This is a genomic window from Sulfolobus tengchongensis (genome assembly GCF_036967215.1).
Lineage (GTDB): Archaea > Thermoproteota > Thermoprotei_A > Sulfolobales > Sulfolobaceae > Saccharolobus > Saccharolobus tengchongensis_A.
This window is the reverse complement of the sequence record NZ_CP146016.1, coordinates 1,280,648-1,303,662: the sequence shown is the minus strand read 5'-3', so window position 1 is coordinate 1,303,662 and position 23,015 is coordinate 1,280,648. Positions and strand designations below refer to the sequence as shown.

The following is a 23,015-nucleotide window of genomic DNA, read 5'->3' as shown; positions in this document are numbered from 1 at the left end:
AGGGTTACCATGAGACTAGGACTGACTAATTACAATAAACACGGTAACCCTAGCACAATTAATGCTTCAATGTAAAAACATTAAGGCAAAAAAGCATAGCTTAAAAGAAATAACTAAACCCCTCATATAGGTAATATTAGTATACTTTGAGTTTATTTGATGTTATGAAAAGTAAGATGTTCTCACGTACTGTTACTCCATTTAATCAAGGCCAGGCTTGAATACGAGCTCGAGGCTCAAGGGTGGTTAGACACTGTTAAAAAGATTTAGAGAAGAACTGATTTAGTATCATATTACATGCTAATTTTCATGACTGCAATGGAACACTCTCCTTTATTTTAACCATAATTAAGAATACAAAATGGACATAAACTTTGAGAAACTTCATGAACTAAAATAATCCGTATGAGTAGATAAAAGAATATTTATTATGTATACGAAATTAACTAAAAAAATAAGTAAAAATAAGCACAAACCTTTACATGATAGAAATTATATGATAAACTAAGTAACATTTATATACGTAGAAAGTTAATTATGATTTTTACATAAAAATTGTTGACTAGACTTCTAAAAATAGACTATGTATGCGCCCTAAATCTAATGAGAAAATGGGAGATTATGATCTTGAAATTCAGCATTTACTTTATATATTATATGTAGCAGTTGAATACTTAACGCTGATTTTACGAATAGTTCTGATTAATAGACGGATCTCAATTTTCAAATATTTATATAAGAAAGGTTTATTACTGAACGCTTCACAAACTAATTCACTTTTGGAAAAATTCAATGTAGAGGCTTTCCATTATTTATCCTACTTTTATTATACTATAATATGCATGATAGTCTATAAGTTTAAGGAACTTTCGATATCAATAAAGATTTTTCTTTAAAATCTCCCGGTTAAAGTCTATCTCGAAAGATTTTATCAGCTCTAATTTTATAATATTGCATGTAGCTAATTCTATGGCTACAACTGAATGCTCATAGTAAAATTAACACTAGGCAATAGACTACATTGAGTAGTGATACCTAAATTGCTCTGCTAAAAATGCTTTTAACTATATTTGACTTTTTATTATCTTTACTTTAACGGAGTTTAAGTTATTAAACCTTCGAAAATTGCAAATAAAGATTTATAAGCTTTAATACGTTAATTAAGGCTAGGTGAATAGTATTATGGATATAAAAGAACATGCTGAAGAAGTATGGTTTATAATTATGTTAATCTTAGTTGCCACGTTCTTTAGTTGGAATGTGTACTATATACTAACAGGTAAGAGCTTTAGCTTAAGATATGGCTTACCATGTTTCTCAGGATTACCTGAGCAAGCTCAAAAAGCTGTAGAATATTTTAATTCTCATCCACCACCAGCGGGTCAGTATTCTGAAGTAATTAATGGAACACTAGTTGTTAATTTAACTGCAGTACAATATAAATGGATCCCAAGTGTAATAGTCGCGAATGAAAGTGAGCCTGTAGTTATAATAATAAATTCCCCACAAGTAGATACTGGATTTTATTTAAGGCTTCCTAATGGTCTTATAAACGTAAACGATGTACCTGGAATACCAAGTTATGTATATTTTGTTACTCCAAATCAGCCTGGTAACTATACGTGGCGTAATGCTGAATATGATGGCTATGCTTCATCTTACATGACCGGAACTTTGGAGGTGGTATCATGAGTTCTAAATTATTAGCCCAAATAAGAGATACTGTAATACCGAAAAGTACATTAAACGTGGTCTGGCTTTACACAATAGGTTCCGTGTTCTGGCTAGGAGTACTAGGTATAGCTGCAATGAATTTAAGGACTTACCTAACTTATAGTGCAAATTCCCCTAATGTTGGAGAGTTATATTATAGCGCGTTAACAATTCATGGATGGGCTGGTATGTTTGGATTTGTACCATTAGCCGCAGCAGCAGTAATAGCATTTGCAATGTATAAGAGTAACCTTTCAATACTGCACACGAAACTCATGACACTTTACTTCTGGTTATCTAATGTTTTATTAGCAGTTGCCTTGGCGGGGTCACCCGACATGGGATGGTATATGTATCCTCCGTTAGCGATAGAGTCTAATGCTCAGTTTCACGCTTTCCTATTCTATACTTCACCTGCCCTTATGGGAATGGCATATTTGTCACTTACTTTAGCATTTGTACTGCAAACTGTGATGTTCATAACTTTGATTGCTGATGCATATGCCACTAAACCTAAGAATGAAAAACTCAACATATTTGGAGCATATGGTGTAGCATTCGCTATAGTAATAGCAGTAACTCTTCCTGCATTAGCTGCATCAACTCTATGGTATACATTATATTTCTTTGCAGGTTTTCCAGTTAATCCCTTACTTTGGGCGTTGTTATTTTGGTTCTACGCCCATCCCGTAGTGTATTACGTTCCTTTCCCATTATTTGGCGCACTGTACTATTACATTCCTAAATATGCTGGAAGAGCACTCTTTAGTGAAAAGTGGGCTAGATGGAACATTTACTTGTTATCAATAGGTTCCATGTTAATATGGGTACATCACTTACAAACGTGGCCTCTTCCAATAGGTTTGAGAATATGGGTGAACCTATCTACTCTTATATTAGCTTCAGGTTCTGGTCTTACCGTATTAAATCTAGGATTAACTCTGCTACTATCTCAAAAATATAATTGGAAAGATCCAGTAGGAATGGGGGCCTTAATAGCATTAATAGGATTTATTTTAGCAGGTGTACAAGCATTAGTATTGCCCGAAAACTCAATTAATCCGATTTTCCATAACACGTACTATGTAGTAGGTCATTTTCATTTAATGATTTGGACCTTAATAGTAATGGGATTTACAACAGTATTCTTAGATCTTTTAAGAAGTACATTTGGAGGATTTAACTTTGGCGAGCAGGCATCTAAATGGATGAAGATAGGAATGATATGGTGGACTGCCCCATTTATGGGAGTGGGTTATACCATGTCGGTAGCTGGTTACTTAGGATTGTTAAGAAGAATGATAGCCTATCCCACAATGTTCCAGCCTTATAATCTCCTTGAATCATTCCTAGCCGAAATAGGAATACCGGGACTTTTATTAACACTATTTGTTGGAATATTCGATGCTTTGGCATATGCGTCTAAACAGACTGTTTTTTCACCCTCTTCACCTCCTTCGGGGAACATACCCATAAGTGCAGAAAGGGGGGTTGAACAAAAATGACCGAAGAGAAGAAGGGAATTATAGATACTATAATTGATAGAGTAGGCGTAACTGAAGCTCCCTTATTTAAGACTCCAGACTATATGTATAATATTTCTTATTGGCTAGGCGCAATGGTCGCTGCTGCGTTTATCTATACCGTAATAACTGGTTTATTCTTATTAATGTACTATCAACCAGCTTATGCATATCAGTCTACTGAAACTATAATCTCTAGTGTTCCATATGGGCCTGTCCTATTATTTAGCCACCTATATGGAGCATATATAATGATAATCTTAGCGTATATTCACATGTTTAGGAACTTCTATAAAGGTGCTTATAAGAAACCAAGAGAACTACAGTGGATAACTGGAGTAATATTATTACTATTAACGTTGGGCGCATCGTTCTTTGGGTATAGTTTAGTGAGTGACGTTCTCGGAGTAAATGCAATAGATATTGGAAGTGAATTGCTAGTTGGTACAGGGATCCCTGGTGCAACCGCAGTAGTAGGATGGTTATTCGGACCAGGTGGAAGTGCAGCCCTATCATCTAACCCTCTGGTCAGATCTGAGCTTTTCGACAGGCTACTAGGTTGGCATATATTACTAGTATTTTTATTAGGAGTACTTTTCCTGTTTCACTTCATGCTTGCTGAAAGATACGGAATGACTCCCTCAGTTAAGGATAAGCCCAAAGTACCTGCTTATTATACTAAAGAGGAACAACAAAGATTTAATGAATGGTGGCCAAGGAATTTTGTTTACATGTTATCGATAGTCCTACTAACATGGGGTATAATATTGTTCGTTCCTAACTTATTAGCCAATATTAATGGTTTACCGATAGTTATTGATCCACATCCTGCACCAGAAGCGGGATCACCACAAGCTACAAGTGTGGAGCCATATCCACCATGGTTCTTCCTATTCCTTTATAAGCTCGTAGATTTCTTATTACCTAATGGTACTCCAATTACTCCTATACTAATCTTAGCACTGCTGATTATAGGTCTCTTAATACTAATGTTCCTACCATTCTTAGATCCTAGTGATAGTTTGTATATTACAAGAAGAAAGTTCTGGACATGGATAGTTACTACTTTAGCTATATATTTAGTTGAACTGTCTATATGGGGATACTTACAACCCGGAGTACCTGAGCCATTTACTCAACAAGTTGAATATCTTGGACCTCCATTGATAATAGTAGGAATTATAGTATATTTATGGAAACCAAAGGAACAGAATACTTCGATAACAAAAGCAGAAACTAAAGTGATTAAAATGAATATAACTCCGATGGAGATACTCTTAGCTAGTGTAGCGTCACTATCCTTAGCAGGAACACTAGTAAACTTCCTAGAATTCCCAACAATTGTAAATGGGATAGTGTTAATACCATTCGCAATATTTGCGATTTACATGCTAAGGAGAGTTGCAGTTTACGTAATTGGAAGAAAGCCAATAGCTGCAGTAGGTTCTAACGTTGGATACAGTTGGAAAAAGAGAGCAGCATTCTATGGAATCATAATAATCTTTATAGTATCACTATTTTTACTGGGTTTAATGTGGACATTACCTAGTATAGGCCCTGCATCAACTTACGCTGGAATGGATTTAGGTGTAATCTTAATCTTATGGGGAATAGCAGTACAACTTTATCATTATGAGGTGTATGTTAAAGAGTAGGGGGTGAGATGAAATGAACAAACTAGGTATAGCCATCCTTGCTTTAATATTTGGAGCTACAGCATTTATGGCTGGATTTATGGCGTATAATTTATTATGGGATGCAGTTAAAATGATAGCAATAATGGTGAGGTAAATGAAGAATTACTTAATAGCTGGCATATTAGCAACACTTATGGCCATATTTTTTATCATAGTCTCTATTCCTCTTAACTTCTTTACTGCTAAAAGCTTAGGGCCATCCCCAACAAGTATAATGATGGCTACGTTATACATGATACTAGCGTCGGTCATATTCATAATACTCTTTAAGGGTATAAATAGGCTGTAAGAATGTTTATAAATAAATTTTTTGCTATTATTCCATACTACTGCTTAGCTAATTATATAATTTCTTTGACGTAACCTTGAAGAAGTACCTTTATAATTAAAGATTATCTATAATTCGCTAAAAACTTTTCAAAAAATGCTTATATAGACATTATCTTCTCTTATTTCTTCATCTCTGAAGTATCTAGAGTATTATATCTATTCCCTAATGTTTATCTTATGATTTCTAGACATATTTAGCAATTAATAATATACAGTTTATAGACTTTTTCATGGTTTTTAATTTAAAGCACAATGGCATAACCTTAATTGGATTAATTATATATACTATTTATTAGGAGTATATAGTTGTTAGCCTACAATGAAATGGCAATACATAATTGCAATCTATGCATTGTATGTAATAATTTCCATTATAACTAAAATCGTAGGAGAAGGTAATTTTCCAGGAAATATATATTTATTTTACTTAATTAACCATTCACAATTTTCACCGCTAAATCCAGTAATGATATTCTTCAGCAAGTACGGAAGAGAATACATTTGGATACCAGTCACTGCTATATTCTTTATCGTAGGAGGAAAATATAGGAGAACTTCTTTAATACTAGTTGGAGGATTTATAATAGCCATAATTTTAGGAGAGATCTCAAAATATGTAATGGCTCAGCCAAGACCATTTCTAATACTGCATAATGTTAACCTACTGGTATCTGAGCCTACTGACTATTCTTATCCTTCGGGACATGCGTTAATAGTAAGTGTAGGTGCAATTATAGTGCTCATGACATTACCGTATTATGTTTCAATTCCATTATTCATAGAAGCGTTAATAGTAAGTTATTCAAGAGTTTACATAGGAGTCCATTGGCCGTTGGACGTATTTGCGGGATGGATATTGGGAATTGCGATCGCATTAACAGCTATAAACCTAGAGAAATTCATCACAAATGTTTATAATAGAGTTGTAAATGTTGTAGTAAATAACAATAGCAAGAGAACAAATTTAAAACGTAGGAGTGAATAAAGCGGATTATGGAAAAGCTTTCTGATCTAGAGTTTAGGGCATTAGAGATCTTGAGAAATGATTCCAGAATAAGTGTAACGGAATTAGCAAAGCAGTTAAACATCAGCAGAAGTACCGCTACAAACATTTTAAAAAGCCTCAAAAGGAAAGGTGTAAAATTCACTATAAAATTTCAGAATGAACCTTTTATAGCGTTTGTTATTTCCGAATCTTGCAATAGCGAGGAATGCTATAAGCTACTCGAAGGTAGATTCATGAATGTAGTAAGAGCTAATACACTAGAGAGCCTAGAAAACGTACTAGAAAACATCAGGGGAAAGGAACTAGTATTCATAGGAAAAAGTAGCTTTGTAGTTAAATGCGACTATTGCGGAAAAGAGATCTATGACAGTCCATTAATATACAAAATAGGAAGAAAAACTTACTATGCTTGCTGTAGTTCATGTTTGACCGAGTTAAAGAAAAAATTTGCACGTAAAAATGTTATTAACTCAGAGTAGTTTAACGTACATTTTGTACGTAGAATAGATATATAACATACATTTTGGCAGAGAATAAAGCTTTTTGATTAGGACGATGATGTATATATTATGATAGATCCAGTATGTGGAATGGAAGTAGATGAAAGGAGTCCTTATAAGACAATGTATAAAGGTAAAATTTACTATTTCTGCTCTTCTAATTGCCTTAAGGAATTCCAGAAAAAACCAGAAGAATATTTGAGAGGTGGACCTAAGGGAATGCCACATGGATAAAGAGGAGGAACTGAAGATTGAAGGCATGCATTGTGCAACGTGTGTATTAACGGTATCTAAATCATTAAAATCCGTTAATGGTGTAAAAGAAGCAGAGGTCAACTTAGCTACTGGAAGTGCTAAAGTAATTTTAAATGGAGACGTAAGATTAAAGGAACTGGTAAAAGCTGTAAGGAAAGCTGGGTATGATGTAGCCACACAAAGATTTATTGTAAAATTAAATGTGAATCCAGAGGAGATACCTAAAATAGTCAAAAAACTGGAGAACGTAAGAGGAGTTATAGATGTTCAGTCAAACCCTGGTTTAGGGACTGTGATGATTGAATACAATCCAATATCAACTACCCCTCAAGAGATATTAAAAGAAGCAGAGATTAAGGGTGAGATTCTAAGTAAGCAACATACTGAAAAAGATATTATATACAAAGATTTGTATGACTTGTTGAGAAGACTCTTAATAGGCGTTGTATTTACTACCTTATCTTATCTCTTTCCAACTTTTTCAATTATTTTCTCACTTCCAGTCCAGTTTTATTCTGGGCTTAGATTTCACAAAGGAGCATATAGGGCTCTGAGAAATAAAACTACAAATATGGATGTACTTGTATCTTTATCCTCTAATTTACTTTGGTTTTCAAGTCTTTTTCTTTTAGGGAAACAAACGTTCTTTTCTGACGCGTCGTTATTGATTACCTTTATACTAGTAGGGAAAACATTAGAAGCTTATATTAAAGCTAAAATGAGTTCAGACATACGTATAGAACCTTATAGAGCTACATTAAAAGATGGGAGGATTGTGAGCTCTAATGAACTAAAAATTGGGGATATTATAATTGTAAGGGCTGGAGAAAAAATACCTGCTGATGGAATAGTTGAGAATGGAGAAGGTGAGGTAAATGAGTCAATCTTAACTGGAGAGCAAAAGCCAGTATTAAAGAAAAAAGGTGATAGCGTGTTAGCCGGAGGAATTCTAGTAAATGGATACTTGGAAATATATGTGACTAGGAGTTGGGATAGGAGCTACATAATGCAAGTAACTGAAGCTGTTAGAGGAGCTTATAATACTAGAGTTTCAATTCAGAACTTAGTAGATAAGGTTTCGAGCATATTTGTACCAGTAGTAATATCGATTGGAATAGCCACTTTCCTAATCTGGAGATTTATAATGGGTTTTAATACCATAAATGCATTACTTTTCACTGTATCTGTATTAGCCATAGCTTGCCCCTGTGCTTTAGGTTTAGCAACTCCAATGGCGATACTAACTAGTGTGCATAGAGCGTTAAAAAGGGGAATAATAATAAGAGATGGTAGCATCTTAGAGGAGATAAGAAATATTGACATAGCAATATTAGATAAAACCGGGACTATAACTAAAGGAGAATACTCGATATCTGAAAAGATAGAATTCATAGAAAACGCATTACAATTAGCCTCTGTTGCGGAAAGCAGAAGTCTACATCCAGTTGCTAAAGCGCTACAAAAGCTAGGAGGAAAAGGTGAAGTTGAGTATTTTGAAGAATTTCCTGGAAGAGGAGTATATGCTAAAGTTAATGGAAACGACGTAATAGTTGGAAATAGGGATTTCGTTAAAAATAATTGTGATTGGGATGCAAAAGAGGATGAAGGGGACATATTGATATGCATCAATGGAAAACCAGGAGGGGTTGTGAGTTTAAAAGATGAGGTTAAAGAGGAGGCGAGAAAGGTAATAGACTATCTTAGGAGAAAAGGAATTGAAGTAATTATAGCCACTGGAGACAATAGTAAAAGTGTAGATCAAATAGGAAGAGAACTTAATGTTAAAGTGTATAAAGGTATGTCTCCAGAAGATAAGGCAGAATTGATAAGAAGTTTAAAAGAAAAAGGACACAAAGTTCTATTTGTTGGGGATGGAATTAACGATGGACTTGCAATCAAAGAAGCAGACATTGGCATTGCAATATCCACTGGTACTGATCTAGCTAAAAGTGCTGGTAAAGTTATAATATCGTCTCTTATGGACATATTAGTATTATTTGAAGAAGCTAGATTAACAGTTAGAAAAATTAAAGAGAATTTGACATGGGCATTTGGTTATAACTCCGTCTTAATACCAATTGCTGGTGGAATACTTTATCCTCATATAGTCATACCGCCAGAATATGCAGCGTTAGCTATGGGGTTTAGTAGCGTAATAGTAAGTTTGTGGTCACTAATTCCGTTTTAATTGGATTCTCCTTCCTTTACATGTTTGAAACATCTCCCCTATAACGTTGAATATCTGTTTCCAGTTATAGTTAATAATAATTAATTATTTTTATGAAGTTTCATTAATGCCGATTACCTTCTCTTTTGTTACTCCTTTTAAAAAGCTTTCTTATTTTAACTTACAATTGCAATATCTACTTATAGAAGAGAACCCTTACCTAAACTGTAAATGATACATCATATCAAAATAAACATAGAAATATCTTTAAAACAATACTAAATATATTCTTAAAAATTATATAACTTATGCGTTAACTACTACTTCTTTCTTATTTTCCTCTTGTTTCTTCTTTCCCTCTACTTTAGATACTATGTAACTAATTGCCCTTTGCAATTCAGCCTTGTGTTTTGTAGTTATGTGTTTCTCTAATTTTCCTTCATCTAGCTTCTCATTGCATAGGAGGCATGTATACATACCATCTGATTTGTATACTATTGGGCTTACTTTTGCGTTTGATTCCTTAATCAATTTTATTAGCTTTCTTGCCTTTCCTTCTCCTCCAGCCTTCTCTACAAATCTCATTATATTTCCTCTTATTGTATGCTTCGTTATTCCATATTTGTACGCAAGCACACTAGGTCGTTCACCTTCTACTAGATAGCTATATATAGCATCTACTACATATCCTTTATCAGCAAGCATCTTTATTGCTATATACTTTATACTCTCATTAGTCATACATGATATATTCTCCTATTAGTTTTTAAACCTTTCTATTATAAGTATCTAATACTTATACCCTATTAATCTTATCAACAATACTAATTTAGTATTATTATAATTATACATGTAGTAGTCCATGATTATATGTGTCTAAAAAGAAGTAAAAGAAAGTAGTTTAAAGGATGATTTATTATTTTATTATTTATTATCTGCCATAACAAAAAAGTATAGTGCTTTTCATAGTAAGTGCAATATCATTCGCAGTTGCTTAATGTTTAGTGAATGAAAGTTTGTATTCGAATCCATGCAGTTTCAATGAAATAGACTACTATGTGGCTACCACGCAAAAAGTTTTTAGCAATATTATCAAAACTTTAACTAATGAGCATAAAAACGGACAATTTATCGAAGACTTTTAGAATAAGGGACAAGGAGATAAAGGCTGTAGATAGTGTGACTTTCGAAATAGACAAAAACACGATAGGAGCATTAGTGGGACCTAATGGTGCTGGGAAAACAACGTTGATAAAAATGCTTTCAACGCTTATAATACCCACTTCTGGAGATGCGTATGTTAACGGTTATAGTATAATAAAAGATGAAAAGAAAGTAAAGGAATCTATAGGTTTAGTCACCGTAAGCGAAAGGCTATTCTATTATAGATTAACTGCTTTGGAAAATCTAGTGTTCTTTGCGAGCTTACAAAATATGTCTTTATCTGAGGCTAGGAAAAGGGCAAAAGAATTACTGGAATTAGTTGGATTAGGAGAGTGGGCAAATATACCCTACATGAAGTTTAGTACTGGAATGCAAAGAAAACTCGCATTAGCTAGAGCATTAATAACTGATCCACCTGTTTTATTATTGGATGAACCAACATTAGGCTTAGATCCCCTTTCAGCTAGAATGTTTAGAGATTTAGTAAGAAGGATAGGAAGAGATAAGACTATTTTACTTACATCGCACTACATGAAGGATATTGAAGAGCTCACTGAAAAAATAATACTGTTAAAAAAGGGGAAAGTGATTGCAGAAGGAAATAAAGACGACTTGAAGAATTATTTAGGTAGAGTTGTGGAGGTTGAGGTAAATGATTATCCTTTAACGTTGGGTAAATATGTGATAGAGACTTCCACAAATTATTATGTTCTTAGGGTACCTGAAAAGGAGCTGGACGAATTAAGAGATTATAAAATTATTAAAGAAGAAGAACCCTCATTAGAAGATGTTTATATCTTTCTAGTAGGCGATGTGGAAGATTCTGCTAAATTAGAATCTGTAAGAAGAGGAGGATGGTGGAGAAGATGGGAATAAGTGGCAAATTATACTCTTTCCTATACTTAAGGGGATTTAAAGTATGGGTATCGTACAGAACACAAACAGTATTAACAATATTAGGCTGGGTGCTTCCAGTATTTACCTATTACTTTACTGGAACATCATTAGGAAATAAATTAGTAACCGAGGTTGGTGTCAGTAATTATACTGCATTTTTCACAGTTGGATTAGCTTTTCAAGGATACGTCTCTTCAGTTATTTCAACTATAAGCCAGAGATTACGTAATGAACAATTGTACGGAACCATAGAATATTACGTGATATCTAGGACTGGAACTTTTGGATTTCTATTATACTCTGCACTATGGGGATTAGTTCTAAACACAATAAATGCTATTGTAATACTCTCTATAGGAATTGCATTAAATGTAGACTATCACGTCAATGTAATTAGTGTGATTGTGATCTTAGTATTATTAATATTTTCCACATTAGGCATAGGAATGATTGCAGGTGCAGTTACAATGATAACAAAGCAAGGAAATCCTATTTCGTTCTTCTTTAACACGTTTACTAACCTACTTGGTGGGACTGTATTCCCCATAACAGTGTTACCCATTTATGTTAGATACATAAGTTATGGAATACCACTAACATGGGCATTAAGCGCACTAAGGGGCGCGCTTCTAAATGGCTCATCTATAAGTAATCTTCTTCAATATGTCATAGTATTGGTTATATTCAATTTAATACTAATACCATTAGGCGTATTCTCATACAACTATGCGTTCAAAAAAGCAAGAGAAAGGGGAACATTAGGGGAATATTAATAGACAAATGTCTATAGTATAGTATGGCAATATCTTAAAAACTATGGGGAGAAAGATATCTTGTGATTCAGTATGTTATACCGAGAGAGTATAGATCTGGATGAATTTTTAACTTTAGAGGCTCTAGGAGCTTACTAGAAAGCTTATTTCTATCTGTTTCATCAATGGCATTACTTTCAGTATTCTTGATCGCCTTTGCATAACCTATAACTATCTTATCCTTTTTTAACTTGTTACTATACATTAATGTTACCGAAGCAGTAGGTCTTACCTTATTTAAATCACCTTTGATGATACTAGATATATCATCTCTACTAATTGACAAAACAACAAAAATATCGCATACATCCTTAGGCAGAACGAGATTAAAGAATTTCTGATAGTCTGAGACTATGCCTATACTGTAAGCCTTGAGATTAAAGATTCCTCTAGATCTCGCGACGGATAAAATGAACTCCTCAATACTTTCTGCATCAGTAGAATTAGTTAGCATAGCTGAGCACTCTCGTGTTATTCTTATCTTAAAAGTTTTTAAAGCTTATATATACTTTACTGCAATAACACTCTATACAAACTGACTATCGTAATACACCAAGATGTAGAAAAGTTCCTCGTATTTTCTGTTTTACATTATTTTATTCGTTTTTACAGTTAGAAGTCGTAATAGAATTTCTCGAAAAAGTTATAGAATTTAATGTATTTTTCTCATCACGCGATATAAGATCCTATTGACCACTAAATTGCTAGTATAAACTAACGAACCCACGGTGTAATTGCATAGATACAGATAACATTTTACTCATAATACTAATAGTTGTATATTCAGATTCATATTACATATATCGCAATACATTCTAATAGTATAAAATAAAAACAAACTCAATAAAAATTAGATTATTATCTATCAATTTCTTAGACTTGCTCACACACATCATAAGCTTCTTTAATTAGCTCTTCTGCTAAACTCTTATCTAATTTTGTTGAATACCTATAATTCTCATGCAGAACGTGAACCTCAATATCCGTACTCCTTTCCCCCTCTAGATCAAAGGTTAAATATTGAACTGTAGCGAACTCTCTCCCTTGTTCCCTACCAGCTTCTGGTATACCTTGAATTAGTTTATTCCCTACCTTTAAGAATACCGAGTTATATATCCCCTTTAAGTGATCATAAACCCAATCAAGATCTTTAAAGTCATAAGAATGGATATATAGAGATGCTTTTATTTTGCCATCACACGGAAGTAATGTTGAATATATTCTTATTTCTCTTAATATATCTTCTTTCTTTTCCATCTTATCTAAATACACCATTTCTTGAATCTGCTGAAGCACCGTATCCCTATTTTCAAACAATAGACTTAACCTATCTCCTAGTTCAATTCTCCTCTTATTTTTTATTTCAATAATTCTTCTTATTCGATCCATTCTTACTTTCTCATAAGTTTGCCAAGGTAGAATATCATCTAGTGTTATTTTAACCATTTTTCATCGCCTCCTTTAACAGTTGAATAGGATGTAACGGTTTTCTATTTGAGGCCTTCTCTATCTGAAGACCTGCTAGTGGACATTCAGTTGAAAAAACATCAGCTTTACTTTGCTTAAAGGATTCCATCATCTTACTCCCTACCCTCTTAGCTGTTTCGTAGTTTCTTAACCCCCAACCCCCATCTATTCCAGAACAGCCATTATTTGAAATATCAACTTTTCCTCCCATCGATCTTAGTAGTCTAACACCAGGCAAGCCCACTTGTAAATATTTAAGGTGACATGGAGGATGATAATATATGTTCCTATCAATCTTACCCTTTAGCTCTATCTTGCCTTCGTTCTTCAACTTCAGTAAGTACTCCATCGCGTCATAAACCTTGGGAACATCTCTGTCAAGAATTCTCTTATACTCTCTGATCATCAATGTGCAAGTAGGTATTGGAGATACTACATCATATCCTTTTTTAACTAAGTCCTCTATCAGCTTTACATTATATTCAGCATTTTTCTTAAGTCTATCAACATCACCGGAATCCAACATCGGGGCACCACAACATACAAAATTGGGTATTATTACCTCTATGCCTAACTCGTTATATACTTCTATTAAATCTTCTCCTATCTCTGGGAAGAAGTTCTCAACTAAGCATGTGGGAAATAAAGCTACTTTGGCCTTAGGATTATCTATATGTTTAGGCTTTGCTTTTTCTCTTAATCCTTTTTCCGCAACTGGTAATGTTGGAGCTTCTCTATGAATACCCAACAATTCCTTATTTTTTTCCATTATCACCTTTGCTAAGGGCCTAGCGAACTTAACGCCATCTAACATTTCAAAGATAAAATCCCTTATTGCTAATCCTCTTTTTTTCTTATAATATAGCCATGCCCATTCCATTAAGCTTGGAAAATCCATGTTAAACTCATGAGGAGGCACATATGGGCAGTTTACGTAACACATCTTACAGTGAAAACATTTAGAGGCTACATCAAATAGATCGTCTAATGTTAAATTTTTAGGACCTTTTTTATCGGTGTAATTAAATAATGTAGGGAAAGAATCACAATAATTAAAACATAGTCTACAGCCATGACACACGCTCGCTTGTCTTATAAACTCCGATAATAACTTGTCAGAATTAAAAAAAGAGGGATTACTTGGATTTAAAGAATACATTACTTGCCTCCCTTTAACTGATTAAGTACAGCTGTAAATTTCTCTGCGTGGCTCTTTTCTGCTCTTGCTAATGTTTCGAACCATTCCGCAATCTCATTAAATCCTTCTTCCCTAGCTACTTTAGCATAGCCAGGATACATTTGTGTCCACTCATATGTTTCTCCAGCTACAGCTGACTCCAGCATTTGCTCTAAAGTCCCAATTGGTTTGTCAGTAGCGGGATCACCTATACCTCCTTGCCTTATGAAGTCTAAATGTCCAAAAGCGTGTGCTGTTTCACCTTCTGCTATACTTCTCAATAATCCAGCTATTTCTGGATATCCTTCTTCGTCAGCCCTCTTAGCGAAATATAAGTATCTTCTATTTGCCATTGCTTCTCCACAGAATGCGTGCTTTAAGTTCTCCGCTGTTTTAGTTCCTTTTAGTTCTTTCATCTTCTCACGCTATATTTATTTATTGCCACTAGTTTTTAAAAGTTTCTATCATTATCAACTGCTAGTCTATATTAAAAAAGAATTATTCTAATCTATAGGATAGGGTAGTTTTAGAAAGCGCCAGAAATGTTACTCCTATTATTATTAGGATTAAGGGTATATAAAGACGAGGTTCGGGCGCTAGGAAGTTAAGGGCAGAAGTAAGTAAACCAAAATAAAATAGTATAGCAGATAGTGCAATAAGAATTACACCTGTGATTATGAAAGAGCTATTATATGTATAATAGGTGAATAGTTCTTGCCAATCTGCTTTTTCATTGTCAACTATCACTCCTATACCTTTCATAAAAGTTATTGACCTATTACTACCGAACATTGCAAATCCATTTAACCTGTTAAAGCCTAATTCTCTCGCTTCTTCATTCCCTTTCTTCAAATTAAATAATATTATTTCAGCCAATTTAGAAACGTTTTCCACATTAGAACTCTCTTCAATCCTGCCTTCAGAATTAATTTTTATATGCCCCATATAACCTTTTAGCTTCTTCACATCAGCCATTTTGCATCACCAACCCCTTTAAAACGCTTTTTACTAATAAATCCCAATTAGTTTTCTTAGCATTCGTAAAAATCAGATAATCATCTACAAACACCATACCAATATCATCCAATATCATTGCAAATCCTCTAAAGGGTTCTAGGAATTTTAATTCCCTTGCCTCATTTTCTCCTATTCTCATATTTTCGATTAATATATTACTTAATTTATCTAAATCCACTAAAAGGTCTTGCCCTTGAATCTTGATTAGCTTACCATCTTGAAATCGATATACAGCTAAAACTCCTGGTATATTATCTAACATATACCCTCTTAATATTAATATGATATTTTTCATAAATAAACTTTACCTTCAAAATAATTACTAATTACTTTAAATTAAATAAATATCTCATAATCAATAAAAAGATATTACAAGAAAAAGAAAAATTTTACTTTTTAGACATAATTGCCTTTAGGATTTCCTCTGGCGTGGTTGGGGTTTTATTAAATCTTGCTCCGACCGCGTCTTCTAATGCCCTAATTATAACTGCTGGTCCTACTATTAATGCAGCCTCTCCTACACCTTTACTTCCAGTAGGATAGTTTGATGGATGATACTGTTCAGCAAATATTGAGGTGAATTTTGGCGCCTCCACAGTAGTAGGCACATAGTAATCTGCATAGGTTACAATTAATTGCCCATTCTCATTAAGTAAAGCTTGTTCATACAACGCTTGCCCTACTGCTTGCACTCCTCCACCGTGAATTTGGGCTTCTGCTAAAGCCGGATTTATAACTTTCCCAATGTCATCATAAGCTCTGTACTCTAATACTTTTGCAATACCAGTATCATCTACTTCAACAACTGCTATATGAACTCCGTATGGGAACGTTACGTCATTTTCGTATATTACCTTCTCTACTAATCCTGGATCATGACTTCTATAGGCTACATTTGCTACATCGTCCCAACTCATTCTCTTACTTGGATCGCTTCTTAATTTAAACTCCCCCTTCTCATATTGAACTTCTTGAACATCCACATTCCATGTTGATGCAGCAATTCTCTTCATTTTATCTAAAATCTTCTCTGCAGCTTTTATGGCTGCTGAACCTCCTATAGTTACTGATCTAGAACCATAGGTACCCATGCTTGCCGCAACAACGTCAGTATCTCCCCATATGACTCTAACTCTACTTATATCTACTTGAAAAGCATCAGCAATTATCTGAGCTATTGCGGTTTCAGTTCCTTGTCCATGTGGAGTAGTTCCAGTAATAACTAAAATATCACCTCTTTCATCTACTCTAATTTCGGCATACTCCCATGGCCCAAAACTGCATATTTCTAAATAGTATGCTAGTCCTACTCCTACTCTATGTCCTTTTCTTCTCTCTTCTTCAGCCCATTTCTTTAGCTCGTAATAGCCCAATCTCTTCACACCTTCTTTCAACAACCCAACATAATCTCCACTATCATATCTTAATCCAAACGGATTTGTATATGGTAATTCAGTAACTAGATTTCTCTCTCTAATGGTAACGTCGTCTAAGCCCAACTCATCAGCTACTGTGCTCATTATTCTTTCAATTATGTAAGTTGCCTCAGGTCTACTCGCTCCTCTATACATTGTAATAGGTGGTGTATTAGTGTAGACGGCAACGCTTTCTATATCTAGATTACGTATCTTATAGGGACCAGGAATCATCATTGGTATAATTAACGGTTGAATACCAGCAGTAACAGTCATGTAGGCTCCTAGATCAAGTAGTAATTTACCCTTAATACCTAAAATAGTACCATCCTTTTTGACTGCAACGTCTCCAGTGAAAACATTATGCCTTGCCTCACTTGCTAGCATTTCTTCAGTTCTTGTCGCTGTCCATCTAACTGGTCTTCCTAAAATAATGGATGATGCTACAACTGCTAGTTCCTCGGGCATGAGATGAACTTTACTTCCGAAAGCTCCACCTACATCTGGCATTGAGACTCTTATTTTGCTCTCCGGTATACCGAATATTCTGGAGAATTCTAAACGCATATAATGAGGAACTTGAGTCGAGTACCATATCGTTAACGTGCCTGCCTCATATCTGGAGATTATTCCCCTAGGTTCCATTGGATTAGGAATGAGCCTCTCATTTATTGCCTCAACTTTTACTATCTTATCAGCCTCATTAAATGCCTTGTCTACTTCCCCAGCCTTAAATGGGATTTTATACGAAACATTTGTCTTCAACTCCTCATGAATTATCACCTCATCCTTCTCAGCCTCTTCCATTTTTGTAACTGCCCTTATTGGTTCGTAGTCTACTACCACCTTATCTATTGCATCTCTGACACTATATTTATCTTGACCAATAACAATCGCTAATGGTTCCCCTACATATTTAGCCTTATCCTCGGGAAATGCCTTTCTCTCAATATATCTGAAGGATCTAAGATCTATATATGTAGGCCAGGGTCTAATTCCACCCTTTAACAATGGATTTATTTCCTTTGAAGTAAATACAGCTACTATTCCATTAACTTTTAACGCGTCACTTACATCAATCTTCTTAATGCGTGCATGAGGATAGGTACTTCTGACAAATCCCGCGTACAGTGCTGGCATTCTGATGTCGTCAACATATGTGCTCCTGCCAGTGACGAATTTATCATCATATAGCCTTTTTAACGGTTTACCCACATAACTCATGTTCTCAACCTCTTAGAAGCATCTAATACCGCTTTCACAATATTTTGGTATCCAGTACATCTGCAGATATTACCATGAAGACCATCCCTAACTTCCTCTTCAGTTGGGTTAGGATTTTCTTTTAATAAGAAATACGTCTGCATAATCATCCCTGAAGTGCAAAAACCACATTGAAGCGCAAAATTATCCTTAAATGCTTCTTGAATAGGATGAAGCTTAGAATCGACTGAAAGACCTTCTATCGTTGTTATCTCTGCTCCATCAGCCTGTACTGCAAATATTGTACATGACTTAACTGACTTACCGTTTAGGAGAATTGTACAGGCTCCACATGTCGTGGTATCACAACCAACCTTAGTTCCCGTTAAACCTAACTCTTCTCTCAGAAAATCTACCAATAACATTCTAGGACTTACATATCTTTCATACAATACGCCATTTACTTTAACTTTTATCTTTACTTTTTCACCCTGATTAACAACTAACATTTAACTTACCACCTCCTTTAGAACTTTCCTAGTAATAACCTTCATAACCTCCTTCCTATACCAAGAACTACCCCTAGTATCTGAAGGAGGATTAACTTGATTTGAAACCTTACTAACTATTTCCTCAATTAAGTCATCATTTAACCTCTTACCTATCACGTTTTTCTCAACTTCTAATGCTCTGAACGGCTTTTCTCCTACACCACCATAAGCAAGTTTTATATCTTCTATTTCATTTTGTCTTAGTTTTATTGCTAATGCCAAAGAGACTAATGCAAAGTCTCCAGCTCTTCTAACGACCTTTTTATAGACAGTCCGGTAACCCTCTAAGTTAGGTAAGACGATCTCTGATACTATCTCGCTTTTTCTTATATCAGTAGTAAACGCGCCTTTGAAGAAGTCTAACGCATTCACCGATCTATTGCCGGATGATGAAGTTAGAACGATCTCTGCATTTAATGCAGTAAGCACAGTCGGTACGTCAGCTGAGGGATCGGCATTAGCTACACTACCTCCGATTGTCCCTAGATTCCTTACTTGCATGTCTCCAACTACTCTTACTGCTTGATAGAGTAGTGGAGCGTTTACTCTGACTAAATCACTCTTCAATATTTCATAATATCTAGTTAATGCCCCGACTCTAATTGAATTAAATCCGCTTCTTACATAGCTTAACGAGTTTATTGGATTAAGATCTACTATATAACTAGGGGATATCACACGAAGTTTTAGCATGGGTATTAGGCTTTGCCCTCCTGCTAGTGGCCTAGCATCGTCATGTGAATCAAGAAATTTCGTTACCTCTTCTACACTGCTAGGCTTAACATATGTAAAATCTGGTGGGTACACATATCATATTATTCCTTAGCCCTATTTATTTTATTATGTAAAAATAGTTTAATAAAAAACATTATATAAATAGAATCTTTTCATATTTTAGCTCTTATAATATACTCATTGCCCTACTAATCTCAAAACTGCAATTAGACATTTTTTATCAACATAAGTTATGCCCATGATAGTCCAGGACGATTTAGGGTTCCATTGCGAATTGTATTCTAGTCTCATCATTTTCTTTTATTCAATGTAGAATTAATTGAATAAAACCACCTCAATCATAGAGATAACAATAAATATATGGATATTATTCCATTCATGGAAAGAATTATTGAAAATGTTATAGTTATAGGCAATAGCCCAGACAATCTGAAGCAACCTACGAGGCGTATGATACTTACCACTAGGGAGTTAAACGATTCAGCTAAATTATTAGTGCATAGGAGATGCTGAATTTCTTGAGGTAAGAATGAGAACGAGAGGAGACCTCGATTCACAAGCTCCTTAACCTTGTCAGAAAACTCTGCAAGTAAGCTTGAGAGTAATAGATCAACCTCCCTCCTCTCACTACGACTAAGATCTCTCTTCACATGGTTAAGGCAGAGCTGTCTTTATTCCAGAGAGCTCAAGCACCTTATCCACAGACTTGATCATGTCAGCAACCACTAACTTGAGGTTAAACTTCTTCCACACTCTTACTAATAATTTCCAGTAACTCTTCGTATCCTCTTCTTTTGCTAGTGTGAAGGCACTACGTGCTATCGCCTCTAACAATCGAACTATTTTTCATAACTTGTCTAATGCTGAAGACAATGTTGAATCCCCATCAACACTTGGCTCTTTCCCTTTCCTAACCTTGACAACCTTATATAAGTTTGTTTGCTTTTTCTAGGTTTTGTTTTGTGAACCAGTGTATTGCTGATTTTGATGGTATTTTCTCTACTCCTAGGAAGTGTTGTATTGTAACGTTTGCTAGTCCTATTAGTTCTCTGTAGGATGTTGTGTATACTATCATGATGATGAGGAGTTTGAAGTATAGTGTTGTGTCATATCTTTGTGTTTTTACACTTGAGAACGTTTTCTCTATTACATCCTTTAATTCACCTTCTATTAGGGGTTTTATTTGCAAAATCCTTTGAACTCATTTTGGGGATAGTTGATGTGGTTTAGTTTGTGTCCCATGGTATTACTTGAGTCACTTCCCCATAAGTATTACCCACTTATTCTACTTGGAATTTATAGAAGTTCTTACATCAAATATTAACTTGATTAAACTACATTTTTAAATTATTTTGCATAGATTGTGAATTGGACACCGTCTCGTCAAAGGTATAGCCGATGCCTATTTGTAATGGGTGATTGCCAACCCTCAATTTCACGATGTCCACTAGATTGAGGTCTGCTAGATCGTCTAGTTTTTGGAGAGTGCTCTCGTAGTCGAATCTCATTGTTTCAGCCTTGCTTGCTATTCCATGATGATTCCAAGTATTAATTTCTTGGTAATGTTGGCTCTGAACTTCTTTAATATCTTCTTCAAATTTTTTAAGAATTTCCTCGTTCACATTGTTTAAAATGCGTATTATCCAAGGCACTACGTGCTATCGCCTCTAACGACATAACTAATTCACGTTGTAAATTCGTAGGAGTAAAAACTTTTAAGTAGGAAAGGGATTAACGTCAAGTTCAAGAAAATCTACTTATGTTATATACAAATTGTTAATCCCAGAATTTATACCTTTATGGCTACATTATGAAATGACAGATCATTTTTAATTAACTCTACGAGATTAATTTAATTAAATTTGCAATGGAGCGATAAATGATACCAGAGTAGTAAATACGTTTATAATTATTAAAGATAATGAAAATTACAGTTTATATATTATAAGGGAAAATTAAAGTGTAATAAAGTATAAAAAGATTAAAAGTGCCTTTTTAACATAAGGTAAACTGAACCACCTATAACCCAGAGAACTAATGTTAAAACACCTATTAGAACTGGCACATTAACTGCACTTGTAATTATTGTTGAGTAAAAGACGTAGCCTATTATGGCCTCAATAATTGCCACGAGAAGTATATTTCCTATTCCTAAGGCATTATTTCTTTTCACTATAACTAGCATACTTATATTTACCGTGAAAATAGCTATTAAAAACCCAAACGTTGTAGTTATACCAGTAGCTATAAATATGTTAGTTGGTGTGAATAGTATAGACATTATGATAAAATACAGAACTGTAAAAGCAAGTGAGAAGAATGCAGCTGTATAGGGAGTCCTTCTTTTTGGATGTATAGAACCTAGTTTAGATGGTAAAAGACCATCCTTACTCATAGCATAAATAACTCTGGTTACTGCATTCGTAAAACCACATGCACAAGCAATATTACTATTTATGAGAAGTGCAGTTAAAATCGCTGCTAATATTATTCCACCGTAGGTCTTTGCTTCAATTAAACCTGGTGCTAAATAATTAAAATATGTACCCATATTGTTGACTCCCCATCCTACTGTAAAGGCCTCAGAGCCTATTATATATGTTATCCCTAACAATAATGCCGCGGTAAACACTCCTTTTGAGATAGTATTCTTAGGGTCAACAGCTTCTTCTCCTAATACCGATACTGTCTCATAACCAGTAAAGGCAAGAATCCCAAATGATACTGCTAATCCTAGGTTTGCTATTTTTGGAGGTGGAACATAGGCGAGCGTGAATGTTTGCGGATCTGGAGGTACCTTAGAGAAAATAAGAATCGAAGTAGCTATTATCCCACTCATTTCGGCTAAACTCATCATTAAGGTAAATTTTAAAGACGGCTTTATACCCAAATACGAAATTAAAGTAGCTATTGCTGCATTTATTATGCCAAATGGGATCCATATCCAAGATGGAAGGTTTATTCCTAACTCTTCAAATCCCGTAGGAACCATTAAACCCATTATCAAATAAACAAAAATAATTACTGCGAAGATATATACTATGTAAGACATACTAGCCACAAATGCTACTTTCTTGCCTAACCCTCTCTCTATAAAAGCGTAAATACCACCCGCACTCTGAACGTATCTTGAGACTATAGATAATCTAGTAGCGTCCAACAATATAGCTATTAATGCAATTAAAACTGCTAATGGTAGTGCTCCATAGGCAAAAGCCGCAGCCCCAGTTAATGTACCAATAGTCGCAGCTGCTGGAGCCCCAGACGCTATACCTTGTGCAAGTACTTCCCTATATCTAGCAACACCCTTAGCTAAACTTTGTTCAGAAGAATCGTTATTTATTTTATTTGTTGAATTATCTTTTTCTGAAGGTTCTGCCATTTTA

At 34.6% G+C, this 23,015-nt stretch carries 25 protein-coding genes; 10 read left to right on the top strand and 15 right to left on the bottom strand.

Features of this window, described 5'->3' with window-relative positions:
• Positions 1 to 1,182: 1,182 nt before the first annotated feature.
• From soxA to V6M85_RS06235, 4 genes are read left to right on the top strand one after another with little or no spacing between them, the layout of a single operon-like run.
• Positions 1,183 to 1,692 carry a proton pump complex quinol oxidase subunit SoxA gene (gene soxA / locus V6M85_RS06250; protein ID WP_338604356.1) on the top strand — a complete coding sequence of 170 codons (510 nt, stop codon included), beginning with the start codon at positions 1,183 to 1,185 and terminating at the stop codon, positions 1,690 to 1,692.
• Positions 1,689 to 3,218 (top strand): proton pump complex quinol oxidase subunit SoxB, encoded by a 1,530-nt coding sequence (soxB, locus tag V6M85_RS06245; RefSeq protein ID WP_422398126.1) that lies wholly within the window; start codon positions 1,689 to 1,691, stop codon positions 3,216 to 3,218. The genes soxA and soxB overlap by 4 nt, the downstream gene beginning before the upstream one ends.
• Positions 3,215 to 4,891, top strand: coding sequence for a proton pump complex cytochrome B SoxC (soxC, locus tag V6M85_RS06240; RefSeq protein WP_338604353.1), 1,677 nt, complete (start codon positions 3,215 to 3,217; stop codon positions 4,889 to 4,891). The genes soxB and soxC overlap by 4 nt, the downstream gene beginning before the upstream one ends.
• 13 nt (positions 4,892 to 4,904) lie before the next feature.
• Entirely contained in the window at positions 4,905 to 5,027 is a 123-nt protein-coding gene (locus V6M85_RS06235) for a hypothetical protein (RefSeq protein ID WP_338604350.1), read from the top strand.
• A gap of 8 nt (positions 5,028 to 5,035) precedes the next feature.
• Here the strand turns inward: V6M85_RS06235 and V6M85_RS06230 are convergent, their stop codons facing one another.
• On the bottom strand, positions 5,036 to 5,185 hold the full coding sequence (locus V6M85_RS06230; RefSeq protein WP_338604347.1) for a hypothetical protein: 150 nt from the start codon (positions 5,183 to 5,185) through the stop codon (positions 5,036 to 5,038).
• A 397-nt stretch (positions 5,186 to 5,582) separates the two neighbouring features.
• Between V6M85_RS06230 and sepP the strand changes: the two genes are divergently transcribed.
• From sepP to V6M85_RS06210, 4 genes are all read left to right on the top strand, one after another.
• A complete protein-coding gene (gene sepP / locus V6M85_RS06225; RefSeq protein WP_338604345.1) occupies positions 5,583 to 6,248 on the top strand; it encodes an undecaprenyl-diphosphatase SepP in 666 nt (221 codons plus the stop codon).
• Positions 6,249 to 6,256: 8 nt separating this feature from the next.
• Entirely contained in the window at positions 6,257 to 6,748 is a 492-nt protein-coding gene (locus V6M85_RS06220) for a TRASH domain-containing protein (protein WP_338604342.1), read from the top strand.
• A gap of 87 nt (positions 6,749 to 6,835) precedes the next feature.
• On the top strand, positions 6,836 to 7,003 hold the full coding sequence (locus tag V6M85_RS06215) for a YHS domain-containing protein (RefSeq protein ID WP_338604655.1): 168 nt from the start codon (positions 6,836 to 6,838) through the stop codon (positions 7,001 to 7,003).
• A complete protein-coding gene (locus V6M85_RS06210; protein ID WP_338604340.1) occupies positions 6,996 to 9,212 on the top strand; it encodes a cation-translocating P-type ATPase in 2,217 nt (738 codons plus the stop codon). The genes V6M85_RS06215 and V6M85_RS06210 overlap by 8 nt, the downstream gene beginning before the upstream one ends.
• 285 nt (positions 9,213 to 9,497) lie before the next feature.
• Here the strand turns inward: V6M85_RS06210 and V6M85_RS06205 are convergent, their stop codons facing one another.
• Positions 9,498 to 9,932 (bottom strand): hypothetical protein, encoded by a 435-nt coding sequence (locus tag V6M85_RS06205; protein WP_338604338.1) that lies wholly within the window; start codon positions 9,930 to 9,932, stop codon positions 9,498 to 9,500.
• Positions 9,933 to 10,298: 366 nt separating this feature from the next.
• On the opposite strand from V6M85_RS06205, the gene V6M85_RS06200 reads away from it, so the two are divergent.
• Together V6M85_RS06200 and V6M85_RS06195 are read left to right on the top strand one after the other, a co-directional pair.
• Positions 10,299 to 11,231 carry an ABC transporter ATP-binding protein gene (locus V6M85_RS06200; protein WP_338604335.1) on the top strand — a complete coding sequence of 311 codons (933 nt, stop codon included), beginning with the start codon at positions 10,299 to 10,301 and terminating at the stop codon, positions 11,229 to 11,231.
• The gene (locus V6M85_RS06195; protein WP_338604653.1) at positions 11,222 to 12,025 is read left to right on the top strand and encodes an ABC transporter permease; all 804 of its coding nucleotides are present in this window, start codon (positions 11,222 to 11,224) and stop codon (positions 12,023 to 12,025) included. The genes V6M85_RS06200 and V6M85_RS06195 overlap by 10 nt, the downstream gene beginning before the upstream one ends.
• Positions 12,026 to 12,092: 67 nt before the next feature.
• Here the strand turns inward: V6M85_RS06195 and V6M85_RS06190 are convergent, their stop codons facing one another.
• The 13 genes from V6M85_RS06190 to V6M85_RS06130 all read right to left on the bottom strand — a co-directional run bounded on the left by V6M85_RS06190 (position 12,093) and on the right by V6M85_RS06130 (position 23,011).
• On the bottom strand, positions 12,093 to 12,518 hold the full coding sequence (locus tag V6M85_RS06190) for a DUF4898 domain-containing protein (protein ID WP_338604332.1): 426 nt from the start codon (positions 12,516 to 12,518) through the stop codon (positions 12,093 to 12,095).
• Between the two features lie 419 nt (positions 12,519 to 12,937).
• Positions 12,938 to 13,510, bottom strand: a complete 573-nt coding sequence (locus V6M85_RS06185; protein ID WP_338604329.1) for a DUF3501 family protein — start codon at positions 13,508 to 13,510, stop codon at positions 12,938 to 12,940.
• Complete coding sequence (locus V6M85_RS06180) at positions 13,503 to 14,690, bottom strand: heterodisulfide reductase-related iron-sulfur binding cluster (protein WP_338604326.1); 1,188 nt, start codon at positions 14,688 to 14,690, stop codon at positions 13,503 to 13,505. The genes V6M85_RS06185 and V6M85_RS06180 overlap by 8 nt, the downstream gene beginning before the upstream one ends.
• A complete protein-coding gene (locus tag V6M85_RS06175) occupies positions 14,690 to 15,124 on the bottom strand; it encodes a rubrerythrin family protein (protein ID WP_338604323.1) in 435 nt (144 codons plus the stop codon). Before V6M85_RS06175 ends, V6M85_RS06180 begins: the two co-directional genes overlap by 1 nt.
• A gap of 82 nt (positions 15,125 to 15,206) precedes the next feature.
• Complete coding sequence (locus V6M85_RS06170; protein WP_338604320.1) at positions 15,207 to 15,683, bottom strand: hypothetical protein; 477 nt, start codon at positions 15,681 to 15,683, stop codon at positions 15,207 to 15,209.
• Positions 15,676 to 15,987: a DUF2173 family protein gene (locus V6M85_RS06165; RefSeq protein WP_338604650.1), complete on the bottom strand. Its 312-nt coding sequence runs from the start codon at positions 15,985 to 15,987 to the stop codon at positions 15,676 to 15,678. Before V6M85_RS06165 ends, V6M85_RS06170 begins: the two co-directional genes overlap by 8 nt.
• Positions 15,988 to 16,114: 127 nt before the next feature.
• Positions 16,115 to 18,364 carry a glyceraldehyde dehydrogenase subunit alpha gene (gene cutA, locus V6M85_RS06160; RefSeq protein WP_338604318.1) on the bottom strand — a complete coding sequence of 750 codons (2,250 nt, stop codon included), beginning with the start codon at positions 18,362 to 18,364 and terminating at the stop codon, positions 16,115 to 16,117.
• A complete protein-coding gene (cutC, locus tag V6M85_RS06155) occupies positions 18,361 to 18,852 on the bottom strand; it encodes a glyceraldehyde dehydrogenase subunit gamma (protein WP_338604315.1) in 492 nt (163 codons plus the stop codon). Before cutC ends, cutA begins: the two co-directional genes overlap by 4 nt.
• Positions 18,853 to 19,701: a glyceraldehyde dehydrogenase subunit beta gene (cutB, locus tag V6M85_RS06150; protein ID WP_338604313.1), complete on the bottom strand. Its 849-nt coding sequence runs from the start codon at positions 19,699 to 19,701 to the stop codon at positions 18,853 to 18,855.
• Positions 19,702 to 19,967: 266 nt separating this feature from the next.
• Entirely contained in the window at positions 19,968 to 20,279 is a 312-nt protein-coding gene (locus V6M85_RS06145) for a hypothetical protein (protein ID WP_338604310.1), read from the bottom strand.
• Between the two features lie 275 nt (positions 20,280 to 20,554).
• Positions 20,555 to 20,818, bottom strand: a complete 264-nt coding sequence (locus V6M85_RS06140; protein ID WP_338604308.1) for a hypothetical protein — start codon at positions 20,816 to 20,818, stop codon at positions 20,555 to 20,557.
• 145 nt (positions 20,819 to 20,963) lie between these two features.
• Positions 20,964 to 21,281, bottom strand: coding sequence for a hypothetical protein (locus V6M85_RS06135; RefSeq protein WP_338604306.1), 318 nt, complete (start codon positions 21,279 to 21,281; stop codon positions 20,964 to 20,966).
• A 329-nt stretch (positions 21,282 to 21,610) separates the two neighbouring features.
• A complete protein-coding gene (locus V6M85_RS06130) occupies positions 21,611 to 23,011 on the bottom strand; it encodes an APC family permease (RefSeq protein WP_338604303.1) in 1,401 nt (466 codons plus the stop codon).
• Positions 23,012 to 23,015 lie beyond the last annotated feature (4 nt).

Excerpts from the sequence above, each read along its gene's own strand:
- soxC (WP_338604353.1), top strand. The coding sequence starts at position 3,215 with ATGACCGAAGAGAAGAAGGGAATTATAGATACTATAATTGATAGAGTA.
- V6M85_RS06130 (WP_338604303.1), bottom strand. The coding sequence starts at position 23,011 with ATGGCAGAACCTTCAGAAAAAGATAATTCAACAAATAAAATAAATAAC.
- soxA (WP_338604356.1), top strand. The coding sequence starts at position 1,183 with ATGGATATAAAAGAACATGCTGAAGAAGTATGGTTTATAATTATGTTA.
- V6M85_RS06230 (WP_338604347.1), bottom strand. The coding sequence starts at position 5,185 with ATGACCGACGCTAGTATCATGTATAACGTAGCCATCATTATACTTGTT.
- sepP (WP_338604345.1), top strand. The coding sequence starts at position 5,583 with ATGAAATGGCAATACATAATTGCAATCTATGCATTGTATGTAATAATT.
- V6M85_RS06220 (WP_338604342.1), top strand. The coding sequence starts at position 6,257 with ATGGAAAAGCTTTCTGATCTAGAGTTTAGGGCATTAGAGATCTTGAGA.
- V6M85_RS06180 (WP_338604326.1), bottom strand. The coding sequence starts at position 14,690 with ATGTATTCTTTAAATCCAAGTAATCCCTCTTTTTTTAATTCTGACAAG.
- V6M85_RS06165 (WP_338604650.1), bottom strand. The coding sequence starts at position 15,987 with ATGTTAGATAATATACCAGGAGTTTTAGCTGTATATCGATTTCAAGAT.
- V6M85_RS06175 (WP_338604323.1), bottom strand. The coding sequence starts at position 15,124 with ATGAAAGAACTAAAAGGAACTAAAACAGCGGAGAACTTAAAGCACGCA.
- V6M85_RS06185 (WP_338604329.1), bottom strand. The coding sequence starts at position 13,510 with ATGGTTAAAATAACACTAGATGATATTCTACCTTGGCAAACTTATGAG.
- V6M85_RS06210 (WP_338604340.1), top strand. The coding sequence starts at position 6,996 with ATGGATAAAGAGGAGGAACTGAAGATTGAAGGCATGCATTGTGCAACG.
- cutC (WP_338604315.1), bottom strand. The coding sequence starts at position 18,852 with ATGTTAGTTGTTAATCAGGGTGAAAAAGTAAAGATAAAAGTTAAAGTA.
- V6M85_RS06195 (WP_338604653.1), top strand. The coding sequence starts at position 11,222 with ATGGGAATAAGTGGCAAATTATACTCTTTCCTATACTTAAGGGGATTT.
- V6M85_RS06170 (WP_338604320.1), bottom strand. The coding sequence starts at position 15,683 with ATGGCTGATGTGAAGAAGCTAAAAGGTTATATGGGGCATATAAAAATT.
- V6M85_RS06235 (WP_338604350.1), top strand. The coding sequence starts at position 4,905 with ATGAACAAACTAGGTATAGCCATCCTTGCTTTAATATTTGGAGCTACA.
- V6M85_RS06190 (WP_338604332.1), bottom strand. The coding sequence starts at position 12,518 with ATGCTAACTAATTCTACTGATGCAGAAAGTATTGAGGAGTTCATTTTA.
- soxB (WP_422398126.1), top strand. The coding sequence starts at position 1,689 with ATGAGTTCTAAATTATTAGCCCAAATAAGAGATACTGTAATACCGAAA.
- V6M85_RS06200 (WP_338604335.1), top strand. The coding sequence starts at position 10,299 with ATGAGCATAAAAACGGACAATTTATCGAAGACTTTTAGAATAAGGGAC.
- V6M85_RS06205 (WP_338604338.1), bottom strand. The coding sequence starts at position 9,932 with ATGACTAATGAGAGTATAAAGTATATAGCAATAAAGATGCTTGCTGAT.
- cutA (WP_338604318.1), bottom strand. The coding sequence starts at position 18,364 with ATGAGTTATGTGGGTAAACCGTTAAAAAGGCTATATGATGATAAATTC.